This window comes from Lederbergia citrea, from assembly GCF_018343525.1.
Classification (GTDB): Bacteria; Bacillota; Bacilli; order Bacillales; family Bacillaceae_C; genus Lederbergia; species Lederbergia citrea.
The window spans coordinates 966,356-988,907 of record NZ_JAGYPH010000001.1 but is presented as its reverse complement, the minus strand read 5'-3'; the positions used below and the strand labels follow the sequence as shown (position 1 = coordinate 988,907).

23 protein-coding genes and 2 pseudogenes are annotated in these 22,552 nt (G+C 35.2%); 20 read left to right on the top strand and 5 right to left on the bottom strand.

Annotation, left to right across the window (positions count from 1 at the left end; genetic code table 11):
- Positions 1-39: 39 nt before the first annotated feature.
- Positions 40-837, bottom strand: coding sequence for an HAD family hydrolase (locus tag KHA88_RS05075; RefSeq protein WP_213121468.1), 798 nt, complete (start codon positions 835-837; stop codon positions 40-42).
- A gap of 700 nt (positions 838-1,537) precedes the next feature.
- On the opposite strand from KHA88_RS05075, the gene KHA88_RS05070 reads away from it, so the two are divergent.
- From KHA88_RS05070 to KHA88_RS05035, 8 genes are all read left to right on the top strand, one after another.
- The gene (locus tag KHA88_RS05070; RefSeq protein WP_213121467.1) at positions 1,538-1,882 is read left to right on the top strand and encodes an ArsR/SmtB family transcription factor; all 345 of its coding nucleotides are present in this window, start codon (positions 1,538-1,540) and stop codon (positions 1,880-1,882) included.
- 28 nt (positions 1,883-1,910) lie between these two features.
- Complete coding sequence (locus KHA88_RS05065) at positions 1,911-2,426, top strand: SRPBCC domain-containing protein (protein WP_213121466.1); 516 nt, start codon at positions 1,911-1,913, stop codon at positions 2,424-2,426.
- Between the two features lie 86 nt (positions 2,427-2,512).
- A complete protein-coding gene (locus tag KHA88_RS05060) occupies positions 2,513-2,893 on the top strand; it encodes a VOC family protein (RefSeq protein WP_213121465.1) in 381 nt (126 codons plus the stop codon).
- A 469-nt stretch (positions 2,894-3,362) separates the two neighbouring features.
- Positions 3,363-4,538, top strand: a complete 1,176-nt coding sequence (locus KHA88_RS05055) for an oxalate decarboxylase family bicupin (RefSeq protein ID WP_213121464.1) — start codon at positions 3,363-3,365, stop codon at positions 4,536-4,538.
- Between the two features lie 371 nt (positions 4,539-4,909).
- Positions 4,910-5,530 (top strand): NUDIX hydrolase, encoded by a 621-nt coding sequence (locus KHA88_RS05050; RefSeq protein WP_213121463.1) that lies wholly within the window; start codon positions 4,910-4,912, stop codon positions 5,528-5,530.
- A 228-nt stretch (positions 5,531-5,758) separates the two neighbouring features.
- Entirely contained in the window at positions 5,759-6,034 is a 276-nt protein-coding gene (locus tag KHA88_RS05045) for a DUF4190 domain-containing protein (protein ID WP_213107139.1), read from the top strand.
- A 75-nt stretch (positions 6,035-6,109) separates the two neighbouring features.
- Positions 6,110-6,640: a VanZ family protein gene (locus tag KHA88_RS05040; RefSeq protein ID WP_249312902.1), complete on the top strand. Its 531-nt coding sequence runs from the start codon at positions 6,110-6,112 to the stop codon at positions 6,638-6,640.
- A gap of 89 nt (positions 6,641-6,729) precedes the next feature.
- Positions 6,730-7,011, top strand: coding sequence for a GNAT family N-acetyltransferase (locus KHA88_RS05035; RefSeq protein ID WP_249312899.1), 282 nt, complete (start codon positions 6,730-6,732; stop codon positions 7,009-7,011).
- Between the two features lie 670 nt (positions 7,012-7,681).
- On the opposite strand, the gene KHA88_RS05030 is transcribed toward KHA88_RS05035, so the two are convergent.
- On the bottom strand, positions 7,682-8,449 hold the full coding sequence (locus tag KHA88_RS05030) for a SurA N-terminal domain-containing protein (protein WP_213121462.1): 768 nt from the start codon (positions 8,447-8,449) through the stop codon (positions 7,682-7,684).
- 547 nt (positions 8,450-8,996) lie between these two features.
- Between KHA88_RS05030 and KHA88_RS05025 the strand changes: the two genes are divergently transcribed.
- From KHA88_RS05025 to KHA88_RS05015, 3 genes are all read left to right on the top strand, one after another.
- Positions 8,997-9,152: a hypothetical protein gene (locus tag KHA88_RS05025; RefSeq protein WP_213096866.1), complete on the top strand. Its 156-nt coding sequence runs from the start codon at positions 8,997-8,999 to the stop codon at positions 9,150-9,152.
- A 737-nt stretch (positions 9,153-9,889) separates the two neighbouring features.
- Positions 9,890-10,252 carry a hypothetical protein gene (locus KHA88_RS05020; protein ID WP_213121461.1) on the top strand — a complete coding sequence of 121 codons (363 nt, stop codon included), beginning with the start codon at positions 9,890-9,892 and terminating at the stop codon, positions 10,250-10,252.
- 30 nt (positions 10,253-10,282) lie between these two features.
- Positions 10,283-10,810, top strand: a complete 528-nt coding sequence (locus tag KHA88_RS05015) for a hypothetical protein (RefSeq protein ID WP_213121460.1) — start codon at positions 10,283-10,285, stop codon at positions 10,808-10,810.
- A gap of 552 nt (positions 10,811-11,362) precedes the next feature.
- On the opposite strand, the gene KHA88_RS05010 is transcribed toward KHA88_RS05015, so the two are convergent.
- Positions 11,363-12,511, bottom strand: a complete 1,149-nt coding sequence (locus KHA88_RS05010) for a HEPN domain-containing protein (protein ID WP_213121459.1) — start codon at positions 12,509-12,511, stop codon at positions 11,363-11,365.
- A gap of 667 nt (positions 12,512-13,178) precedes the next feature.
- Between KHA88_RS05010 and KHA88_RS05005 the strand changes: the two genes are divergently transcribed.
- From KHA88_RS05005 to KHA88_RS04965, 9 genes and pseudogenes are all read left to right on the top strand, one after another.
- Positions 13,179-14,198: an ABC transporter ATP-binding protein gene (locus KHA88_RS05005; RefSeq protein WP_213096875.1), complete on the top strand. Its 1,020-nt coding sequence runs from the start codon at positions 13,179-13,181 to the stop codon at positions 14,196-14,198.
- On the top strand, positions 14,198-15,061 hold the full coding sequence (locus KHA88_RS05000; protein WP_213096876.1) for an ABC transporter permease: 864 nt from the start codon (positions 14,198-14,200) through the stop codon (positions 15,059-15,061). The genes KHA88_RS05005 and KHA88_RS05000 overlap by 1 nt, the downstream gene beginning before the upstream one ends.
- Positions 15,051-15,860 (top strand): ABC transporter permease, encoded by an 810-nt coding sequence (locus tag KHA88_RS04995; RefSeq protein ID WP_213096877.1) that lies wholly within the window; start codon positions 15,051-15,053, stop codon positions 15,858-15,860. Before KHA88_RS05000 ends, KHA88_RS04995 begins: the two co-directional genes overlap by 11 nt.
- Before the next feature lie 32 nt (positions 15,861-15,892).
- A complete protein-coding gene (locus KHA88_RS04990) occupies positions 15,893-17,011 on the top strand; it encodes a phosphotransferase (protein WP_213096878.1) in 1,119 nt (372 codons plus the stop codon).
- A gap of 2,075 nt (positions 17,012-19,086) precedes the next feature.
- Positions 19,087-19,479 (top strand): hypothetical protein, encoded by a 393-nt coding sequence (locus KHA88_RS04985; protein WP_213121458.1) that lies wholly within the window; start codon positions 19,087-19,089, stop codon positions 19,477-19,479.
- Positions 19,480-19,665: 186 nt separating this feature from the next.
- Entirely contained in the window at positions 19,666-20,214 is a 549-nt protein-coding gene (locus tag KHA88_RS04980) for a P-loop nucleotide/nucleoside kinase family protein (RefSeq protein WP_213121457.1), read from the top strand.
- Between the two features lie 33 nt (positions 20,215-20,247).
- The gene (locus KHA88_RS04975; protein ID WP_213121456.1) at positions 20,248-20,415 is read left to right on the top strand and encodes a hypothetical protein; all 168 of its coding nucleotides are present in this window, start codon (positions 20,248-20,250) and stop codon (positions 20,413-20,415) included.
- Between the two features lie 106 nt (positions 20,416-20,521).
- On the top strand, positions 20,522-21,271 hold the full coding sequence (locus KHA88_RS04970; RefSeq protein WP_213121455.1) for an endonuclease/exonuclease/phosphatase family protein: 750 nt from the start codon (positions 20,522-20,524) through the stop codon (positions 21,269-21,271).
- A 107-nt stretch (positions 21,272-21,378) separates the two neighbouring features.
- Positions 21,379-21,810 (top strand): annotated as a pseudogene (locus KHA88_RS04965) (DUF1572 family protein); the annotation flags it as partial.
- A gap of 89 nt (positions 21,811-21,899) precedes the next feature.
- Here KHA88_RS04965 and KHA88_RS20860 read toward each other — a convergent pair.
- Both KHA88_RS20860 and KHA88_RS04960 read right to left on the bottom strand, forming a co-directional pair.
- Positions 21,900-22,028 (bottom strand): annotated as a pseudogene (locus KHA88_RS20860) (transposase); the annotation flags it as partial.
- Positions 22,029-22,114: 86 nt separating this feature from the next.
- Entirely contained in the window at positions 22,115-22,507 is a 393-nt protein-coding gene (locus KHA88_RS04960; protein WP_213121453.1) for a hypothetical protein, read from the bottom strand.
- Between the last annotated feature and the right edge of the window lie 45 nt (positions 22,508-22,552).

Sequence of the window (22,552 nt, the reverse complement as noted above, 5' to 3'; positions counted from 1 at the left end):
TGATAATGTTCTAATGAAGATACACGATCTAATAAAAAATTAAATCGCATATAATTCATACGATTTAAGAAGATAACGTTCTATAAACTCAGCTAATCCATCATTTTCGTGGTGTCCTGTAACAAAATCAGCTGCTGCTTTAACCCTTTCGCTAGCGTTCCCCATTGCCACACCAATACCGACATGACGAAGCATCTCTATATCATTGGGTCCGTCTCCGATGGCTAAGACTTCATTAGGACTAATTTGAAATTCGGTAAGTAAGCCTTTTATAGCAGACCATTTGGAAATATTAGGAGCAACCATCTCAAACCCGTCAATCCAATCGATGACTTCTGCTTCGTTTTTAAATAAAGCGGATAATTCAGGACATGGTGCACCTGTTCGAACACTATATTTAAGAACATCTTTATAATTCGCCTGTCTTAAATCTCCAATATACCGTGGGGGAATTTGCCCAACTTTTGTCCAATAATCGATTTCTTCATTTGTTTCCTTACAATAAAGCCCATTTGCTGTATGGATAATAACATTACATGGAATTTCAGCGGTCAGATGGTGAAATCGTTCTTCGTTTAATGGGATGGTTTTCATTTGCAAAACTCTTCCTGTTTCTGGATCGTGAATAGCGGCACCATTCAAACAGATCATCGGAGTTCGTAATCCAATTTCTTTATGGTAGGGAGCGGTTACTTCATACTGTCGACCAGTGGCTAGAAAAACCAGTACTCCCTGATTCATTAGCTTATAAATGGCTTCCATATTTCTGCGGGAAATGTCGTTTGAGGCTTTAAGTAGTGTACCATCCATATCAATAAATATTGCACGCACATTCATTTATTCTACCTCCTCATTAGTTGCTAAACCAATCATAGCATCTGAATATTAAAGCCCAGTAAAGTCAGTATATAGATTAAGTAAAGTTATTTGGGAAGCAGTAGACGTTTATCTGCAAAATATAAATGTTATTCCATTAACGGGCGCTATCCTTGAACAAGGGTAAGCGCTCATTTTTTCATTTTAGGGCAAGATTGTTGAATAACAATTTTAATTGGGACGTGAAGATTAAGAATATATATACTTAAGCTAATGTGTTAGGATCGTGGAAGAAGTATATGACAAAAATGTGTATTGTGTCATATAAACACAGAGTTGCAGTGAACTTTTATTTAAGTTTACTTTTGCATTAGTTGAAATAATTACTGAGATAAATTATTACTTAGTTGTAAAATATAATTATCATTGTACTCGCAACCTCTTTCGTTTTTACTGCGTTAAAGTGGCTAGATTGGTGAAATTAGTCAAAAATGGTACATTGAGGACAAATCGAGTGCCTATTATTGGTTATTAGCACTAAACTCAACCTATGAAGGATTGGATTCTGTGAATTTGGCGCTGACTCGGTGCCACTTTAGGTTTCGAATATTCCTTGACGGGAATATTCCTATTAGAGTATAATCGAATTAACAGGATGGTAATACTAGTGATGATGTAGAAAATATTTTTCCGGCGACCATCATTTGACGAGGTGAGCGACATGTCAGGGAACATTCCGAGCGTAAACATAACGACGCTGAGCGCTTTGTCTGAACCAAATCGTATGAATATCGTCGAACTCTTGCGCCAAGGTCCCCTAACCGTGGGGGAAATCGCCGACCAGCTGAGATTGAGACAGCCCCAAACTTCAAAGCATTTAAAAGTGCTTAGCGACAACGGGATTGTGGAGGTGCAGGCTGAAGCTAACCGCCGAATCTACAAGCTCCGGCCCGAACCCTTCCAAGCGCTGGATTCTTGGATTCAGTCCTTCCAGCGTGTGATGCAAGAGAGATTCGACAATCTAGATGATTATTTGAAGGAATTGCAGAACAAGGAAAAATCATAAATTATTTCATGACCAAGGAGGATTTACAATGTCAAACAACGCAATGGTATCGAGAGTAGAGAACGATCGGGTACTTGTACTGGAGCGCGTTTTCGACGCGCCACGTGATCTTGTATTCAAGATGTTTAAAGAGCCTGAGCATCTGAAACGCTGGTGGGGGCCGAGGGGCTGGGAGATTCCTGTTTGCACCGTCGATTTCCGACCGGGAGGCGTTTGGCACTACTGTATGAAGTGTGTCGATCAGAATTTGGGTGAATTTTTTGGTATGGAAGCCTGGGGCAAAGGGGTTTATAAGGAGATTATCGAGCCGGAGAAGATCGTCTACACCGATTACTTTTCGGATGCCGATGGCAATTTGAATGACTCCATGCCGTCGACCGAGATGACATTGGAATTCATCGAATTGGGTGGAAAGACAAAGCTGATAAACCGTGCTGAATATGTGTCCGTAGAGGCCCTTAAGACCGTCATGGACATGGGTATGTTGCAGGGCATCACCGAAACTTGGGACCGTTTAAACGAGCTAGTGGAGTCGCTTAAGTAGATTTTCCGTAACGCGTTTTTTAGGCTTAGTAAGGTTTAAGCGCATTTGAATTTTAATATTTACTTTTTTAAGGAGTGTAAAAATCAATGATTAGTAAAGTCGGTCAAATCATGTTGTATGTTAATAACCAAGATGAAGCAAAGGAATTTTGGACAGAAAAAGTAGGGTTTAGTGTAATTTCGGAGGAAGACAATGGTCAAGGCATGAGATGGATTGAAATTGCTCCAACTAAAGAAGCTGAAACAAGCATTATTCTCCAAGATAAGGAATTTATTGCGAAAATGTCGCCTGAATTAAATCTTGGAACACCTTCTTTAATGTTCTCCTCTGAAGATTTAGATAATTTATATAGTGACTTATCAAACAAAAACGTTACTGTCGGAGAAATTGTAAATATGCCTCCAGGTAGAGTATTTAATTTTGCAGATAGTGAAAATAATTACTTTGCAGTAATGGAAATAAAATAATTTTTTGACTAATATAGGAGTGCGATGCTTGAATAAAGGCATCGCCTTTTGATTTTTTGTTTACGGAGTAAGTTGTGAAGATTTACACTTTAAAGCTACGGGGAGCGTTATTTCAAGAAGAATTAAGTAATTTTAGGGCTAAGCTCATATTTTGTTATTCCATGATAGGACGCTTTTTCGATATAAGGATAGCGTTTTTCTTTAAGATAGTAACATTTTATGGAATAAAACCTTTAAAGAAAATAGGATATCAATGTTAAAGTTTACTAGAGAAAGTGAAGGTTTGTACTTAACAATCGTCTTGAATAGTTGAAATAGATTGTTATTTTTATTAAAACTTAGGGAAGCATTTCTTCAATAAAGGCTGCCCCTTTTTTTTATCAATAGGCACAGTACTCATTTTAAGCCCAAGTCATACACTATGAAAAAGAACTTTCCCTTATTAATCCCATAAAAGAGGAGCGTTATGATGGAAAAACGAAGCGTGAATCAAGTAAGTGGAAATGTTCCTCAACCTATTCGAAGTGACGGAGCAGGAGGAATTGATTCCGGACCTCGTAATATTATGCGGGACCTTCAAAATCCGGATATGCTCGTACCACCTATTACTGATGCAGGCTTGATCCCTAATTTGAAATTTTCATTCTCAGATACTTCTATGAAATTAGATCACGGGGGCTGGTCCCGCGAGATCACGGTGAGGGAACTTCCTATCGCGACCACCCTTGCAGGAGTAAATATGTGTTTAACGGCTGGCGGTGTACGTGAACTTCACTGGCATAAACAAGCAGAATGGTCTTATTTGCTATTAGGACGGGCACGCATAACGTCTGTTGATCAAAAGGGACGAAATTTTATAGCCGACATCGGACCGGGAGACATTTGGTACTTCCCCCCTGGTATCCCACATTCAATTCAAGGGTTGGAACATTGTGAATTTCTGCTGGTCTTCGATGACGGAAACTTTTCCGATCTTTCCACCTTATCTATTTCGGATTGGTTTGCACATACTCCAATAGATGTTCTGTCAGCCAATTTTGGCGTGCCGGAAAGTGCTTTTAGCTCCATTCCTTCGGAACAGGTTTATATTTATCAGGGAGAGGTACCAGGATCACTGGAGAGTCAGGAAGTCCAGTCACCCTTTGGAGAAGTTCCTTTAACCTTCAAGCACGAGTTGTCTAAACAAACACCAATTAAAACACCTGGTGGTAGTGTACGAATTGTGGACTCTTCTAATTTTCCAATATCAAAAACAATCGCAGCAGCACTCGTTGAGATTGAACCGGGTGCAATGAGGGAGCTTCATTGGCATCCCAATAAAGACAAGTGGCAGTATTACCTTACAGGACAAGGGAGAATGACTGTATTTACAGGAAACGGTGCAGCTCGTACATTTGATTATAGAGCAGGTGATGTCGGATATGTACCCTTTGCCACTGGACACTATATTCAAAACATCGGTACCGAAACATTATGGTTTTTAGAGATGTTCAAAAGTAGCCGCTTTGAAGACGTGTCACTTAATCAATGGATGGCACTGACCCCTAAAGAATTAGTTAAGAGTAACTTAAATGTTGGTCCAGAATTGATCAATTCTCTACGTAAGGAGAAATGGCCTGTTGTTAAATATCCAGGGCTTTCCTAATATCCAATAAGCCGGTAGATAAAGTAGATTTAATTGACAATTTCATGAAATTCCTTTGGTTAACTACGAGTTTTTTAATCTATATGATATTTCAATTATTATTTTGGTTATTCTAGAATAGGGCGCTTTTCCGGAATGGAATTGTGCTCTTTTTATGTATCGGGCTATATTTCGGAATAAGAGAAGAAATGAAAGAATATTGGGAGAAAATCTTTAAAGCAATAAAGGAAAGGCTGTAATATTCCCCGAATTAAATACTTAAAATGAGGATTTAGGGAATGAATCTTTTTCTTGGTCTTTAATGAGTAGTTTAGTAACATAAGTATTATGAGAGATATAAGGTGAATTTAAAACCTTAGGGGGAAGACTGTATGGAAAATGAACAATTAAAAATTTTTGATGAATATAGAAATCAAATAGGCATTGCTACTCGTGAAGATGTACATAAACTTGGATATTGGCACGAAGCTTTTCACTGTTGGTTTATTTGTAAAGAAGAGGGAACTGATTATCTTTATTTACAACTCCGTAGTAATACAAAAAAAGACTACCCTAATCTTTTGGATATTACTGCTGCTGGACATTTACTGGCTAATGAAACGGTTCAAGATGGTGTAAGAGAGATTATAGAAGAGGTTGGGATTGATATTTCCTTTCAGGAATTAATACCTTTGGAAATAATAGACTACTGTGTAATAAAAGAAGATTTTATAGATAAGGAAATAGCAAACGTATTTTTGTATAAATGTGAAAAATCCTTTGAGGACTTTACTCTTCAAGAAGAAGAAGTTGCCGGGATTGTAAGAGCCGAATTTAACCATTTTGCAGAACTCTGGTTAGGTGAAAGAGAAACTATTAAGATAAGAGGATTAAAAATGAAAAAAGATGGAAATAAAATTTTAATTGCAGAGAATGTAGGAAGGAATAAATTTGCACCTCATCAAATCAAATATTATAAGACTGTTATTGAAAAAATTAAAGAAAAGATTTAATTGACTTAATCTTATTTCAACTACTGGGGCTATTTTTCAAGAAGGAGAATAGCTTTTTCTTATTGAAGTAAATGGCAGTTTAGTTGAATAAGGTAAAAGAAGGATAAACATCCTTTCTTGTTGAATTCACTAAAGGGACAGGATTGTTTAATAAAATGTTATTCACATACTGAACTTCCGAGGTAACGAATGTTGAAAAAGGATTAGAAAGAACAAAGGGGGGTCAAAATGGGCAATGTAGATGTATCAAATGATATTGATTTCAAGAATAATAAAAAATGTATTATATCACTGTTTCTTGGTATTCTTTCAATTATTACTTCTCTTGTGGCTTTAGGTCTAATACTTGGTATTATTGGACTAATTTATGGATTTTTAGGGTTAAAAGAAGTAAATCGTTCCAAACAAAAAGGAAAAGCTATAATAGGTATTATTTGTTGTATTCTTGGTGTTTTATTGACTGTTATGTTTTCCACTATGGCTGGCAATGCTTTTTTAAACTAAAGGGTGCGTTAATCGAAGAAGGATTAGCGCTCTTTTTGTTGAAGTTATTCAACTAACGGGCAGGTTTATTGAAGAATGTTTAAAAGAAAAATTGCAAAAATGGAGGGTGAAATGAATAAAGAATCTAGAGTAATTCTAAGTATAAGTTTTGTGCTTTATTTATCTGTATTAACAGTACTATTATTTTTTGGTATTAGTGGGAGTTATATCGAGACTGATCTGTCATTGACAGAATATATCAAATGGTACACGAATTTAGCCCCATTTAAAACGATAACTACATATATTACAGCTATTTTCGATGGTTCGATGAATATGGATATACCAATTAAAAACCTGATTGGAAATGCTCTGATGTTTTTGCCAATGGGTATCTATCTTCCATACTTCATAAGAAAAGTAAACAAAGTAATTGTATTTTCATTTACAATGGTTATATTGTTACTCATTATTGAAGTTGCACAATTAGTTACAAGAACAGGATGGTTTGATGTTGATGACATTATTCTTAGAATGCTTGGGGCTTTGATTGGTTTTTTAATATGGAAGATGAATTCTATTCAAAAATTAATGAATGGTACATCAGTTCAAGATGAAGGTTTGTGAAGAATTGTTCTTAAGCTAAAGGGTGCTTTACTTTAAGATCGTCGAGCTGCTTATGGTCCTTTTTTCTTTTGAACTAAAGGGGAGGATAGTTGAAGAGGGGGATTGAATTTAGTCGTATGGATTTATGGCCTTGGATATGTGCTCTTTATATTGAAAATAGCTATCGTGGTATGTCTTTAGGCAAAGAGCTACTTTTACGTGCTAAAGCTGATGCCGAAAAAGCAGGATTCAATAAAGTTTTCCTTTGTACTGACCACATTGGATACTATGAAAAATATGGATTCACCTATATTGGTGACGGATACCATCCTTTGGGAAGTAGTTCAAGAATTTATGAGAGCAATAACGAAAATAATTATTCATCATATTAGCGACTTTTTATTTAACAAGCGGGCCATTTAGTAGAAGATGAACATTATCAACGGTCTAAGGAAGCACATTAAATGAGCTACAAAAAACATATTAAAAATGAAGTGAAAAAAGCTGCTGAAGCCGATTTTTCTGAAGTAATTACACAATTATTAAACCAACAGTCTTATCAAAAGTAAGGATAGCAAAATCAATTACTTCAACAGTTAAATGAATTTAGTAATCATACTTACCAACAGCTTCGACAAACTGATCAACAACTTTAACAGTCTATTCAGCAAGCAGTTCAAATTCTTAATCGGGGCTAACAAGCTGTAAGTTCTAATCAAGTATTAAATCAAGTTAACCAAGCTATAAGGCAAGCTGAGCAACAACTTAATCAAGTGAGCAAGCAGGCACAGAGTATCAGCAATACCAACAAATGCTACAAAATCGAATCAACATTCTTCTCAAGATTTTCATGGATAATTGCTGAATAATTGATAGATTACAATCCACTTTACCGAATTCTTTCGGAAATTAAGCATTTGACGATTTGAAACTCATTAGATACAAAATATAGTAAATAAAAAAGAAGATGAACACTACATTTTGTAGGGATTCATCTTCTTTTTTGTTTGAAGGGGTATTTGTCAACAACCCCTTAAGCTGTTTATTTTTGTGTGAAACATCTTAAATCTTAATATCAATCTTCGCATTTTTCTTTAACTCATCAACCTGCTGAGCGAGTTTTTCCTGCTGTTTTTGCTGTTGAAGAGATTGTTCGATTTGCGGTTTTACTTCTTCAAGCTTTGGAACTTTTTGTCCAGTACTCTTTCCTTGTTCCGCATATTGGTCATACGTTTTTTGAATTTCTTCATCGGTTATTTCATCAGCCGGCACTTCTTTCTCAACGTACTGTTTAAGTTTAATATCGTCAGCTATTAGAGTTTCAAGTGTTTTCATATCCATACCGGATTTTTTAAGAGCGGCTTCGAATTCTTTTTCTGTTTTAAACTGTTTTTTCGTTTCGTTTAGCTGCTTATTAATATCTGCCTCCGAAACTTTATAGCCTTTTTTATCTGCCTGTTGAAGAAGAAGAGTTTGTCCGACTAAGCTATCTATTGTTTGGTTTTTCACTTGCTCTGCAGCTTCTTTGGAAGTCGGATCTTGCCCCATTTGCTGCATTTGTCCTTGTATAGATGCTAAGGTGCTGTTATAGTCGCTTCCTAAGATTTCTTTATCATTCACTGTGGCAACAATTTTCTTTTCATCTACTTGCTGCGTTTCCAATTTCTTTTGTATTGCTTCCATTTGCTTTTGCTGTTCCTTCTGCTGATCGGTTTCCGCTGTTTTTGCTTTATCATCATTTTTAGCTTCTTTACTTTCTTCATTTCCTCCGCATGCTGCTAATACAATGGCCATTAGACAGGTTATTATTGTAAACATCATTTTTTTCATAATCGATCTCCTTCCTTATTTTAGAAGTATAATTCCCCCCCAAAAAAATCATCTAGTGGCATTATAAAGTAAAGCCTGCGAAAAAGAATCATTATGCGCTCATTTTTAATATTTATAATAGGATTGAAACATTTTATAATATTAATGGATGCCTACAAAAAAGCAAATTCGAAAAAGGTTAAGTAATTTAAAACTTCTTAAAGGGGATTCCTTGCATTTATGAAAGGAAATTATCATATTATCACTGCTAAAAGGGTTTGTGAAACAGAAAATGATGAGCATAGAAGAGGATTTACAGTCTCTTTTTTAACGACCAATTCGATACAATAGGATTGAAACATCTTTAGATATAGAGATATTCCACAATCAGACGCGACTGTTGAATAAACCCTTAAATTTAAAGGGCTTATTGTTATATTTTTAAGTGCGACAAAAATTTTGCTTAAAAATCAAACAATTAATTATAACCCAGTCCTAAAAGCAGAACGGGGTTATATGTGCTCGAGGTTCTAAAATTTAACAACATAATTGTAAAGGGGTTTGAGATATGACATTTTCAACAATTATCGTGATGTTAATAGTAGGAATAGCAATGTTATCTATTGGCTTTGCAACTAAAAAAAGATGGTTAAAATTTCTATCAATCATTCCACTTGCTGTTTCAATTTGGCAAATTGCAATTCTGTTTTTAATGGGCTTATAGCAAAGAATCAATTTAAAAGTTAGTAGACACGATAATAAAATCAATACAATGTTTTACTAATACGTACCTAAACACAGGGATCATGATCTTCTACCAAAACAATGTAACTATAGATGTGATGGGAAGAGTAAGTGCAGTTCAAGTTGTATTAAATCTAGTGATTGGTGTTACTGTATGGGCGAAAATGTCCTACAAACGAGTCAAAGGAAATTTCGAACGGGTGTTTTAGTTGAAGAGGAAAAAAGTGCTTTTTTGATTTAAATCATATCCTAGTTATTCCATTATAGGGCGGGCGCTTTATAGGAATGCGACTGCTAGTTTATCGGCACCTTTTTAGGCACTCTAAGTAGGCTGGCATACGGCTATACTTTGTTTAAGAACACTCTAATCAGATTACAAAAAAATGGCTGGGTTTATGAATTTTACTAAAAAAGAGCAAGATGAAGTTACTATGTTCACAGATGATGGAGTCACATCTTGCTCAAAAAAACTTTTCTCATTAGAGCTAGGCCAATATACAAGTTAAAGGTCAAGTCTAATTTTAGTTATTTAAGAAAAGGGCGGTTTTGCAGAATAGAGAAACATTTTAATGCTGAGAAATCTGCATCAATGTACTTCATTTAAGAGATATATTAAAAGTTATTAAATATTGATTGATTCAATTCAAATTTTTCTTCCGAAACATTTCTTTTTCATTTATAATTTAGAAGTCAATTTTTTTCTGAGGAGACAGCCCAATGAAAACTTCTGTGCCTTGCCCTCAATGTGAGGTTCCTATTACGCTTGATGATTTTGAAGCGTTCTCTACGCCGTTTACAATGAAATGCCCGCACTGCAGGGTAAAGCTAAAAGAAACGAGGGTCACCCCTTTCTTGCTACTGATCTGTGCGCTGATGATACCTCTGTTCATTTATTTATCGGAGCTGGTACAAAGTTTATTGTCAGGTTTCATTCCAGTTGTTGAAAAGATACCTCTGATCATTATTTTCTTTTGTGTCCTGTATCCTGTTTTTGCTCTATATGAGCGTTTTAACGGACTGGTTTTGTTTAATAAAGGAAATCTTCATTTGAAGCATTCGTACAACGAATTTTGGAAGTGATTTTTCGAACATTCGGACGAATATTATCACTTGAATGAAGAAAATCTAGAGGCCGCTTTTCCGGCCATCGAAAAACAGCTTTTAAAAATAAATCCTGCTCTGACTTTCGAATTCAGCGTCGATCTAATTGATGGAAAACGGGAATTCATTATTAGTGCCGATGGAAATCTCGATGCATTTGCGGCTGTGGAAAAACTTGCAATGGCCGCACCAGTAATGGAAAATTTCAAGGTTATTGCATTCCGGCAGAGAGAGGAGGCTTCTGACATTCAGATAGGTGACGTTTATTTAGAACCTGAAAATATGTTCTTTACCTATACTAGGCTCGATGGTTTATTAGATTTGGATATATATTTAAAGGACTCCGCCACTAACGATGATGACTGTCTTACCGCCGCTTTCATTCTGCTAGATGCAATAGTCGGTGAATATGACCTTGCTGTCAAAGTCGGCGACATTGAATTCCGACCATACGAAGAAAGTATATTTCTTAAGCCAATTTCCGAACTCCCTGATTTAATCGATCAAATCAGCAGTGAAAAACGTTCCCTTGTGTAGAGGGAACGTTTTCATGTTCCGAGACTTTCTTCTTTTTTCAGTAGTATTCCAGTAAATTCTCTAAGCTTTTTTTACTTATTTAATTTTTAGTAATCATATACTAATATCAACCTTAAGCAACCGGGCGCGATTGTTGAATAAGCGTTAATCCTTCTTCATTAAGCGGGTGCATTAATCGAGGATTAACGCTTTTTTTGTTGAAGTTATTAAGCTAAAGGGCAGGTTACTTTAGGAAGGATAGAGTAAATTAAATGGAGAATATTTATAGATAAAAAAGATATAGGACAAGACAAAATTTCGGAGTTGAGGTGGGTACTACTTCTTCCGTTGAAGAGCATTGAAAAATTTAATGGATGACGATATTTATCCTGGATAAGTATTAATTGTTTCCGAAATGTTTACCACACTGTTTAATCTGGTGAAGTACTGTGAGGAATTGTACAATGATATATTACAACTGTATATTAATTAGGATTCACAATACAATGACTAGAGATTGAAGAGAAAAGCCCCACAATAGTGAGAGCTTTAGTTGATGTAAAACTAATGTTCTTATTCATCGTATTCAGTATTATTTTCTTTAATTTCATCGTTGGTATATTTTATTGCTTTCGCGAAATCTGGTAATGGATTCACTATTGTCAGTTGTTTTCTTATATCAAAAAACTCATTGGAAAACACTTGCTTAATGGAGGTGCTGATTTTTTCTAAAGCTTCAACATATGGTGCGTGCAATTTAAGATTTAACTCAGCAAATTTTTCTCCAATTAGTTTTATGGTTTGCTTGAGGACTTCGGTGTCACGAACACTTAGTATTTTAACTTCAGCTTCATTTAATTTTGGGATAATGAAATCAAGTTCTTTCTGTAGATTATTAAAGTTTCTATCTGTAAAGGTTTTATTATGTGCAATTTTATTTCTCAGTTCTCTTATTCTTTTCATTCTTTCTTGGGCATTATCAATAATGGCATATTTCGAAATTTCCTTTTCCCACAATGATCTGGGCCTGTTACCTTTGATTATGTTCACTAATTCTTCTTTAGGTAATGAATCAACTTTTTGTACTTCAAACTTACTATCATAATTATCTACATCAATGTTTAACTTTTTATCAAAAAAAATACTCTCTAAATCATTTAAATCTAATGTTTCTAGTGCCCCCTCTAGAAGTTCTTTTTTATTGCCTTTTATTTCTTTACCCAATGAATCTTCTAGCTTTTCTGCCCAAGAGTCTTTATAAATTGGAATAAATATTGCAGTTATTAAAGATCGCATGCTTCGCTCATAAAATGCTAGCTTACCGTATAGCCTTTCTGAATAATAAGTTGAAAGTGAATCAATTATTGGGGTCATATTAAAATCGCTTTTCTTATTAACTTTTATAGTTCGAATTAGTTCAGAGAATGCGTGACCTGCCTGTTCTTTTCTAGAAGTATAACTAAGAACAATAGTAACTTTAAACACTGTTTTCTCTGGATCTAAGCTTTTATAACTGTAAGAACAGTTATAAACTAAATCTTTGAAAGTGAAAGTGAAATTATTAATTGTATTCTCGACATCTATAACTAATAGTCTTGGAGTATTTGAATCATTCGATTTAATTGGAGCTTCCGTTCTTTTTATAAAAGTATCTCTAAAAAATTTACTAGGATTTAATTGTACGTTACTAAAAAAATAATAAACATTTTCAAACTGTTTCATTTTTACACCTCACACAGTAAGCTCTATTATTAAACTAAACAATATTTCAGATAAAAGCAATAACCTTGATTCAGCTAAATAATTTTTCAGTTGAAGGGTTGTTATCTTACCTATATTGATATTTCCAAAATAATCAATAAGTAGCTTTGTTTGAAGCCCATAAGCTGAATTGGTGCTTTTCTCTAATAAGAGGGCGACTTTTTATACAACCAGATTCTGAGCTGAATATTTAAACGGATTTTTGGGTGTAGAAGAGATTGTGAATTAATCTACTTAAACTAACGGGTGCTTTACATCAAAAAGGAGTATAGTATTTTTTAAAAAAACAGTGCGGGAGAAAATGAAAAAGGTAATTAAGGTTGCTTTATATATAAGTTTTATACTTTTTAAAACTTTAAATACGTATTTTAATGCAATATTTGATGAAAGTATGAATATGGATATACCTATAAAAAGCATTCTTGGTAATTTTATTTTATTTTTGCCTCCAACTTACGATTTATAAAATGGTAAGCGTCAAATAATCCCCACCTTTTAAAAGAGTGGGGATTATTTGATGCTTACGAAAATGAATGGAAAGTATTTCTTAATAAGAAGGTATTAAAATTAATATAACGAATAAGTACTTGTGTCGAAAAAGAATGTAGCGAAGAAGGAGGGAGGGCTTTTGAGTCTGATTACCGTCAATGAGCTCAGCAAGATTTATCAAGTACGCAACAGAAAAAAGTCGCAGAAACATTCGGGGATTATAAATTCTTTTAAACAGTTTGTAAGCCTACATGGTAAATATCAATGTATTACAGCTGTCAATAACATTAGCTTTACTATCGATAGCGGTGATACAGTCGGTTTTCTTGGTCCCAATGGAGCCGGAAAATCAACCGTTGTAAAAATGTTATCTGGCATCCTTGTACCAACCTCAGGCAGTCTTGAAGTAAATGGATTAATTCCCCATCGTGATCGAATGAATCATGCCCTGAATATCGGGGTAGTCTTTGGCCAAAAAACGACGCTTTGGTGGGATTTACCTCTGAGTGATTCATTTGATCTTTTACAGGTGATATATGAAATAACTCCGCAAGAATATAGAACTACTATGAAATGGTTAGTAGATATTCTTGAACTCGAACCAATTTTAGATAGGCCAGTCCGGCAACTATCACTTGGTCAAAGGATAAGGGCAGAAATTGCGGCTGCTCTACTCCATCGACCGCCGGTACTTTTTCTTGATGAACCTACAATCGGTTTAGATATAGCTGTTAAGCAAAGAATTCGTGCAGCACTCCGGGAGCTGAATCAAGAATGGGGGGTAACGATACTCCTTACAACTCATGATCTTAGGGATATTGAAGAGATATGTCAAAAGTTAATTGTCATTGATAAAGGACAAATGATATACAACGGTTCCCTCGCTAATTTCCGAGAGCAATTCTGCGAAAATAGAGTCATTCGAGTAGCATTTAAAGATTTACATAGTGCTAATAAGTTAGCACAAGAGCTGCCCCCAGAAGTGATGCATATGGAACAAAATGGGATATGGGTATCGTTATATTATGATCATACAAAAACTTCAGCAGCCGATATTGCCAGTCACGTGATGAACAAATATACCCTAATGGATCTAGTTATTGAGGAACCTTCCATAGAGAAGACTGTTGCCGAACTTTACAGGGGTGAAGTGAGGTGATGGAACCTGGAATGAATCTAAGCAAACCAAATGAAAGATTTCGCCGGGCGAGTAGGTCATGGCCGTTATTATTACGAAAATATAAATATTTGAGTTTAGTAGCCTATCGTCGAGCCGTTACATACCGAAGCGCTTATTTATTAAGTCTTTTAGGAAATATTGTTCGGGTAATTGCTTTTGCTGCTCTTTGGAAGGCTGCCCTTTCCGGTGGACAAGGTATCGGTGATTTTAGTCATCAAAGTCTCTTAACCTACGTACTCATCGCTTTTATGCTTGACGGGCTCCTTAGCTTTCGTACAGAAAGCTTAATCGCTAATTCAGTACGCACTGGAGATGTTATTTCAGATTTGGTTAGGCCGCTAGATCATCAGTTACTTCACTTTTCCAGTGCAATTGGAACCGCAATCATAGAAGGCATTTGGTTGGTATTGATAACCGGGATATTGGGTTTTGCATGGTTAGGTATGATCTATCCTCAAGATTGGACGACCGTAATTATTTTTTTGATTAGCGTATTTCTAGCTTTAATCATCAAATATGATTTGGCTTATCTTACAGGTGTGGCTGCATTTTGGCTAACAGATATCCGAGGATTGATTGTCACCCGGGCTACCATTGTTGGAATGCTTGGAGGAGCGTATTTCCCTTTAGAGCTATTGCCAAATTCCATTCGAAGTGTTCTTAATGTGCTTCCATTCGTAGGAACTACAGCCATCCCTGCACGCATTTTCACTGGCCAAATTTCCGGGAATGCAATATGGACCTCACTCATTCATCAATTGATTTGGGCAATGGCTTTATGGTTTCTAGCCAGACTTGTCTGGAAAAGGGCTGTGAGGAGGCTGACTGTAAATGGTGGTTAATACTCGACAAATGTGGAGGCATATAAAACTTTATCCAAGGTTTTTAAAACAATCATTAAAGGCTCATATGGAATATGATATTGATTTTTTTATGGGTGTTTTTGCTTCCATATCCGGTCATTTGGCCGCTATCTTTTTTCTAACAGTCCTCTATCGAAATGTACCAGCTATTGTGGGGTGGACGAAATGGGAGGTAATGCTTTTATACGGACTTGCCATTTTGTCAAGATCTATTGCAAGCACTCTGTTTCAAGGGGTGTGGTCTATCAGCGGAAATATAGCGAGGGGAGAGATGGATAAACTGTTAGTTCGTCCGGTCTGGCCGCTATTTCATATTCTAGGTTCTGCCTTTGGGGTACAGGGAATCGGTCATTTCATTAGTGGTAGTGCTATGGTAATCATTGCTGGATTAAACTCTGGATTAACATGGAATGCATATAGCATCGGTTGGTTTGTACTAGCTATTATATCCGGTTGCGTGGTACTTATAAGTGCGCTTCTGCTTGCAGAATGTATATCATTTTGGACTGGGGGACAACAAACTAATTTACCTTATCTTGCCTATCAAATAGGGGAACTTGGTAGATATCCTTTAGAAGTATATCCTTTGCCGATTCGTTCTTTGGTAACATGGGTCATACCTTTCGCATTTGGGACATATTTTCCAACTGCAGCAATTTTACATAAACCAGGTGCACAACTGGCATTTTTATCTCCAGTTATGGCTATATTCGTTATGATTGTTGCGATTGCAGTTTGGAAAGTTGGGCTTCGCGGTTATACGGGAACCGGTTCATAAATATTATAAAACACTCAAAAGGAGGAATACTTATGTCTGAATCTGTATTGGACAAAATTACAACAATAGACGCCATTGATTGTAGATACCTTACAAATCTAATGAGAAAGGCTGGCTTCAATGATGCTACAGTAGTTGCTTTCAGCAGGGAGCTTGCAGGTGGAAAATCGCATGGAGGAGGCGATATCCATCGATTTAAACTAACTTATTCAGATCCACAATTAAGTTATGCTCCAGATTCCATTATTTTAAAAGAATCGAGAGAAGTTAGTAGCCAAGCATTAGATCCGGCATTTGCACGCAGGGAAGCAGATTGTTATCAGAATGACTTATTTGAAGATATAAAGGAAAATCTCTATATTCCCAAAACATATGGTCTTATGATTCGACCCGATTTAGGCCAATATTGGCTATGGATGGAGGATCTAGGAGAGAAAGCTTTTGACATCGATTGGACACCAGAAGCATTGGCGAAAATGATCCGGGATATATCGGAATTGCATCGTACATGGTGGGGAAGGGAAGATGAGCTTAAAAAAATGCCATTCCTTCGACACAGGGCACAAGCAATGTACGATGGGCTGTGGGTAGATCGGATCGCTAAAAATTGCCAATCCATTGAAGGGCATCCTTATGCAAATCAGATATCTAAGGTATTTACAGCAAAAAGACGGGAAATTTTAAAAAAGCTTAGCAGGGCTCAGGATTTGATCTATCCCAAGCTTGAGGCCTTGCCGCAGACCCTTCTACATCATGATATTTGGCCACCTAATCTAGGGCGTTATTCTGGAAAAACCGTATTAATCGACTGGTCTTATGTAGGTCAAGGAACGCCTGGTGCAGATTTAAGTCAAACCGCCGCTCTTTTATTTCAAATGTGGGATCCAAATTTAGATGATGAAGCACTTTTACAGGCACTATGGACTGGATTAAGGGTAGATTCGGGACTGCCCGTGGAATATGAAAGGATAGTTGCTGGATATGAGCTTGCATTTTGTCTACGACCGGCGCATGCCCTGGCTGGACCTGTGCTTGGTTCAATTCTTTCTGGAAAAAGTGGCATGGTCGGAGATTCTGGATTGGAAGGTAAACTGGCTTCAGCTGAAGCAATTTTGCAGAGGATTGAAAAAGGCATACAGCGATTGGATTGAAAATTTTTAATTTTTCGGTAATGCTACTATCGTAAGCAAAAAACCTAAAATATAAAAGAGAGACTCTATTTTGATCAAACTTTTACAAAATGGAGTTTTTATATTGTTATTGAATAGTGATTAATAAAGAGTTGAGTCCATTAATATCCAGAACTATACTTAATGAATTGTTGTTTGTACTCTTAAAATTTTCAACAAGATAAAATACGTTTAAAGGAAGCAGAATAAACATCGAGATTCAAAGTATTTTATTTTGAATAATCTTAGTTCAGAATAATGGGCAGCATGATGTAATAAATGCTTATAAATGGCGGCTTAACAACATTTATAAGCGCTAGTAATTTATAATGTTCATGTTTTGTTTAATGAGATTTTTAAAGATGCTTGTTCCCAATAAGTTACTGAACTTATTGGGAACAAGCATCTTTTTTAACGTTCTTTTTCATGTATGTGTATATGTCCAAAGCAGTATTAATATCCGAAAGCCCTAAGCGTTCTCAAATCTCTCTTATGTAGGCTTTAGCTTCAATTAACAAGGATGGTGAGTATGTCTAAGTCGATTTTTAAAGAGTTTGTAAAATTATGTACTTAAAGTAACTGTGCAAGGTGGTTTAACTTTCACTACCGCTTAAGGGTGCTAAAATAAATGTAGGCTCTTTCAATAGGAAACGAAGTTACTCTTCTTGCCTTTGCTATAGCCATTTTTTTGACCGGTGTTATTTCGTTCACTGCCTGATGGATATAGAAGTAAAAAGTCAGCGATGCACCCGACAATATGATATTAAGAGATGAATTCAGTATAATTTCAAGTTTGTATGCCTCTACTCCATATATCATTATCCATCCTGATAAACACACAATATATAAAACTTCATTCGCACAGTGTAGTAGCGTAATCAGTTGGAAAAGCTTGTATGTCTTCTTTTCAAAAAACAGCTCTTTTATTATTTTTCTATCATATCCCCTTGCCCCCATTAGATCTAATGCAAAGTATAAATAAACAGGTTTTTTGGCTGCAAGGCTTAGAGAATATATAATTAATAATGCTGTTGAAAAAAAAACATTATTCCATAATAATTGTAACGCAGACCCAGACAGAAAATACCACTAGTCCTGCAATTAAATTCATTATGATAAATATTCCCGTATAATTAAGCTTTCCAGTATCATTAAATCGGTACAAGCTATAAAGGATCCCCGGCAGGGTACAAAGAATCATAGTGGGATAGTCCCCTATAACCTCCCGACATAACTCCCAAAATGCCAAAGGAAAGATAAAAAACAGTACAAAATCTATTATCAGCAAAAAGGTTGGTCTCATAATTTTCACCGTACTTTCCTTAATGATTCAATATATATGGACCACCGTAAATAAAAAGAACAAAGCATATTATGGAAAACGTGAAAGCAAATAAGTCATTTTATATGGTAAAAATAAGGTATTGCGAATGATTCTACTTAAACTATAGAGTGTAAGAATTTAAGAAAGTAACGCTTATTATTTTTTTGGCAGTTGCAATTCTTTTTGGATTCTTGGGTGGAAGCAGTAATGATGCTCGAATACCGAATAATATGAAAGAGTTTATGCCTATAGGTATTATCGAGTTATGGCCATCACTTATCTTCGGTTTTTATGCTTTCGGAGGAATAGAAATTATGGGAATATTGGGAATAAAATCCAGTTTAGTCTTATTAGCGACTTACTTTCTTAATATCAGGAATTTGCACCTTATAAGCAAGTGTTTTAAAATTGCCGACTGTAAATCGCGACCCTTATAGAAGGAGATGTTTTTATAATGCTTGGATTTATGTTATTAAGTCTAAATAATATAAGATTTACAAAGTCAGTAATCAGGAGAAGTCTATTTCACAAAAATAAGAAATTCATATTCAATTAAGCCAGCCAATAGTTTGTTAACAGTATTCTGTTGGCTTTTTATTTCGCAATCAGACACTACTATTTATCTTTCTTATTGTACTAAAGCGCCAGGTTAGTTAAACAATTGTAATAGGATACTAAGTTGTATAAACTAATATTAGAATAGTTCAATAATTTTTATAATGAGGTGTGAATGTTGAAAAAGTATATATGTGTAGGAATTTTAATTGGAGCTATCGCTTTAGTAGGATGTAGTGTAAATAGAGAATCAGAAAAAAAAGTAACGGAGGATATAACTAATGGACAAGCAGTAGAGGTTGGGGCTGTATCTGATACCCATAAAGAAAAAGTTGTATTAGTAACTCCTTTGGAATTAACCCAAGAACAAAAAGAAGAGTATCACAAGCAATATGTTGAAATAGTAGAAAAGATAAATGCGGAGGAAGGTACAATTCAACTTGAAGTTGTACCTATTGACGAATTTAAAACAGAAGATTGGGTTGAACCAGAGAAATTTAGACAATTAGCAGTCGATAGGGCACATTCGGAATTTACCTCTAAAGTCTTTGGTGGCGACCCTGTTGAATGAGTGTAATAAGTTAAAAAGTCTTAATAAGATGAATTTACAATAAAGAGTTTGCGAAACATTGTACTTAAGCTAACGGGGGCGTTTCTACAATAAGTGGCGACGCTTTTTTACTAACGGGCAGGATAGTTTAAGAGTCTTCTTTAACTTGTGTTCAACAATCGGGCCATTTAAATAAGGAGAATATTTATGAAACAAGGCAGAATTATTATAATTACTGATTCACCAGGGACTGGTAAAAGTACAACAGCATCTATTGTTGCTAAAGAGTCTAATTTATCAAAGTCGGTACATATGCACACGGATGATTTTTATCACTATATTCAAAAGGGGGCAATACCTCCATTTTTACCGGAATCACAAGAACAAAACTTAATTGTTATTGAAGCCTTTTTGGAAGCTGCAAAACGTTTTGCACGTGGTGGGTACGATGTGATTATAGATGGAATTGTTGGTCCTTGGTTCTTAGAGCCCTGGTTAAAAGCCGTACAAGATAATTATGAAGTACATTACATTATCTTAAGAGCGACTAAAGAAGAAACAATGAAGCGAGCAATCAATCGTACCAAATTAGACGATGTTGCCAACAGTGAATTGGTGGAAAAAATGTGGGAGCAATTTAACAATTTGGGCATCTATGAATCCAATATTATTGACACAACAAATCAATCAACCGAACAAAGTGCTTCAACAATTAAAGTAGTGATTGAAAAAAAATCTTTGTTACTCACTATATGATGTGATACAAAAGTTAAACAAACGGGGGCGTTAATGGAAGAAGGATTAACGCTTTTTTTGTTGAAGTTATTGAGCGAACGGGGCAGTTTAGTGAAAGTAGAAAAAGGTAAATTCGTTTTGAAGAGGGGTGAATTAAATATGGAAGAGGATTCAAAAAAGAACGGTTTATATAATATTTATTGGATGAGAAACATCTTTTAGATACTGCTAAATTAACAACTAATGAAATCAATAATATTATTGATGAGATTATTTATAATGAAAAATTTAAGTTAAACAAAATTGAAAGGGTGTGAATTAGTTGAGGGTGGCAACCTTTAATGTATGGAATAACAATGATACTTGGGCAATGAGAAAAGAAGCAATTATTAATGAGATCATAAGAATAAATGCTGATGTTATAGCTCTTCAAGAGGTGCCTTGTCTTCAGGAAATTAAGTTTATTTCAAAACAAGTTGGTATAAATCATTACCATTTTATGCAATACCAAGGTGAAGAAGAAGGATTAGCTATTTTATCAAAGTATCCTTTAGAAAAAATAAGTATAACAAATGATGTTTTAAATCAATGTGCACAAAGAGTAATTGTTGATTTAGCCGGATTAAATATTGGTATTACAAATGTACACTTAAATTGGAAAAGTGTATCTACGAGAGAAACAGAAATAATGGAAGTGATAAATTGGATTTCCAAAAGCAATAGTTCTGACTATGAACTACTTTGTGGTGATTTTAATAGCATCCCTAATATATCTAGCATCTACAATTTCTTAGTGGGAGAGGTATCACTTAATAAGATTGATACAAGTTGGGTTGATCTAGGACAATCTCTAAAATCTCCAACGTTAGATTTTATAAACAACAGTTGGTTACATAATAGAGATAACTTGAATACTATAAGAGTTCCAGTTCGTTTTGATTGGATACTATTAAAGTCTTGCTATCCTAAGAAAGAACCCAAACTTTCTAAAATAGAAGTATTCGCAAATAAAACAACATCTTTGCATCAATTTCTTCCAAGTGACCATTATGGTGTGTATATTGATTTAAGTTTTTGAAGTGTGAATTTTCTAGATTGTAAAACTTACACTTAAAGTAACGGGTGCTTTAATTCAATAAATTAACTCATATATAGATAATATTGAATAACTAAGGGGGAATTTTTTTGAGGAACTTTGAAAAGGAATACCTTACATTAGCAATAGGGCAATTTAAACACTTTAAAGAACGTGCAGAAAAGGGAATACAGCAAATAACAGAAGACGAATTACACTGGAGGCCAAGTGAAGAGTCCAATAGCATTGCAATAATAATCAAGCATTTAAGTGGGAATATGCACTCACGTTGGGTAGATTTTCTAACTACTGATGGAGAAAAGTCTTATAGAAATAGAGACTTGGAATTCTTTGATGATAATGAATCCAAAGAACATCTAATGCAAATCTGGGAAGAAGGGTGGAAATTACTTTTTAATACAATCGAAAACCTTAAAGCAGAAGATCTAAATAAAACTGTTTTTTTAAGACAACAACCATTAAGTGTGCTTCAGGCAATTCAGACTGAAGTGGCTCATATAAGTTATCACTTAGGACAAATTCTTTATATTGGAAAACAAATAAAGGACAAAGATTGGACTATTTTAAGTATTCCTAAGAACAGTTCGAAAAATATTAAACAGAAGGTTTCTTCAGTCAGTGCAGACCTGAGATATTTATTTCCTTTTTTGGGCGAGGAAGACTTCCTTTTCCCGGCACTCTCATTGTGTCCCGGAACTAGAGCAGCCCACGAACAAAGGTGAGCAGCACTTGGGAACTCCGTTCCTACATCAGTAAAAGGAGAATGAATTCATTATGAATTCATCCCCTCAAATAGTTTGAAAATGCTTATAGTGATATTACTCCTCAATGACTAGCTAAACGTTTTTCAAAATCCGCCTTAAACAACAGAATAGCATCAATATTTACGGCAAAATCGTGGTCACTGATATTAAAATTAGTTATAAACTCGCCAGACCTCTCACGAACCATAATTGACGGAACGATATTGTCTCCAATAGCGTCCTGAGTTACACCACTTCCATAAATATACCAGTTAGTTTCAGTAGGCTTATTTGCTGCATTTTTAGATAAGTCATTTTTTATTATTTCGCATAAATTATCCATAAAATCTTCATTAAGATTAATGTTTTTTCCATATTCACCATCAACAGATATATCAGCATCCCCATACCAAATATTCCTGCTTGTTCGCTTTCCGTCATTTGAAGTGTAAGTTTCATCAAACAAAATCTTCATTTTCATTACCACCCCGTTAAAATACAATTTCTTCACACTATTATA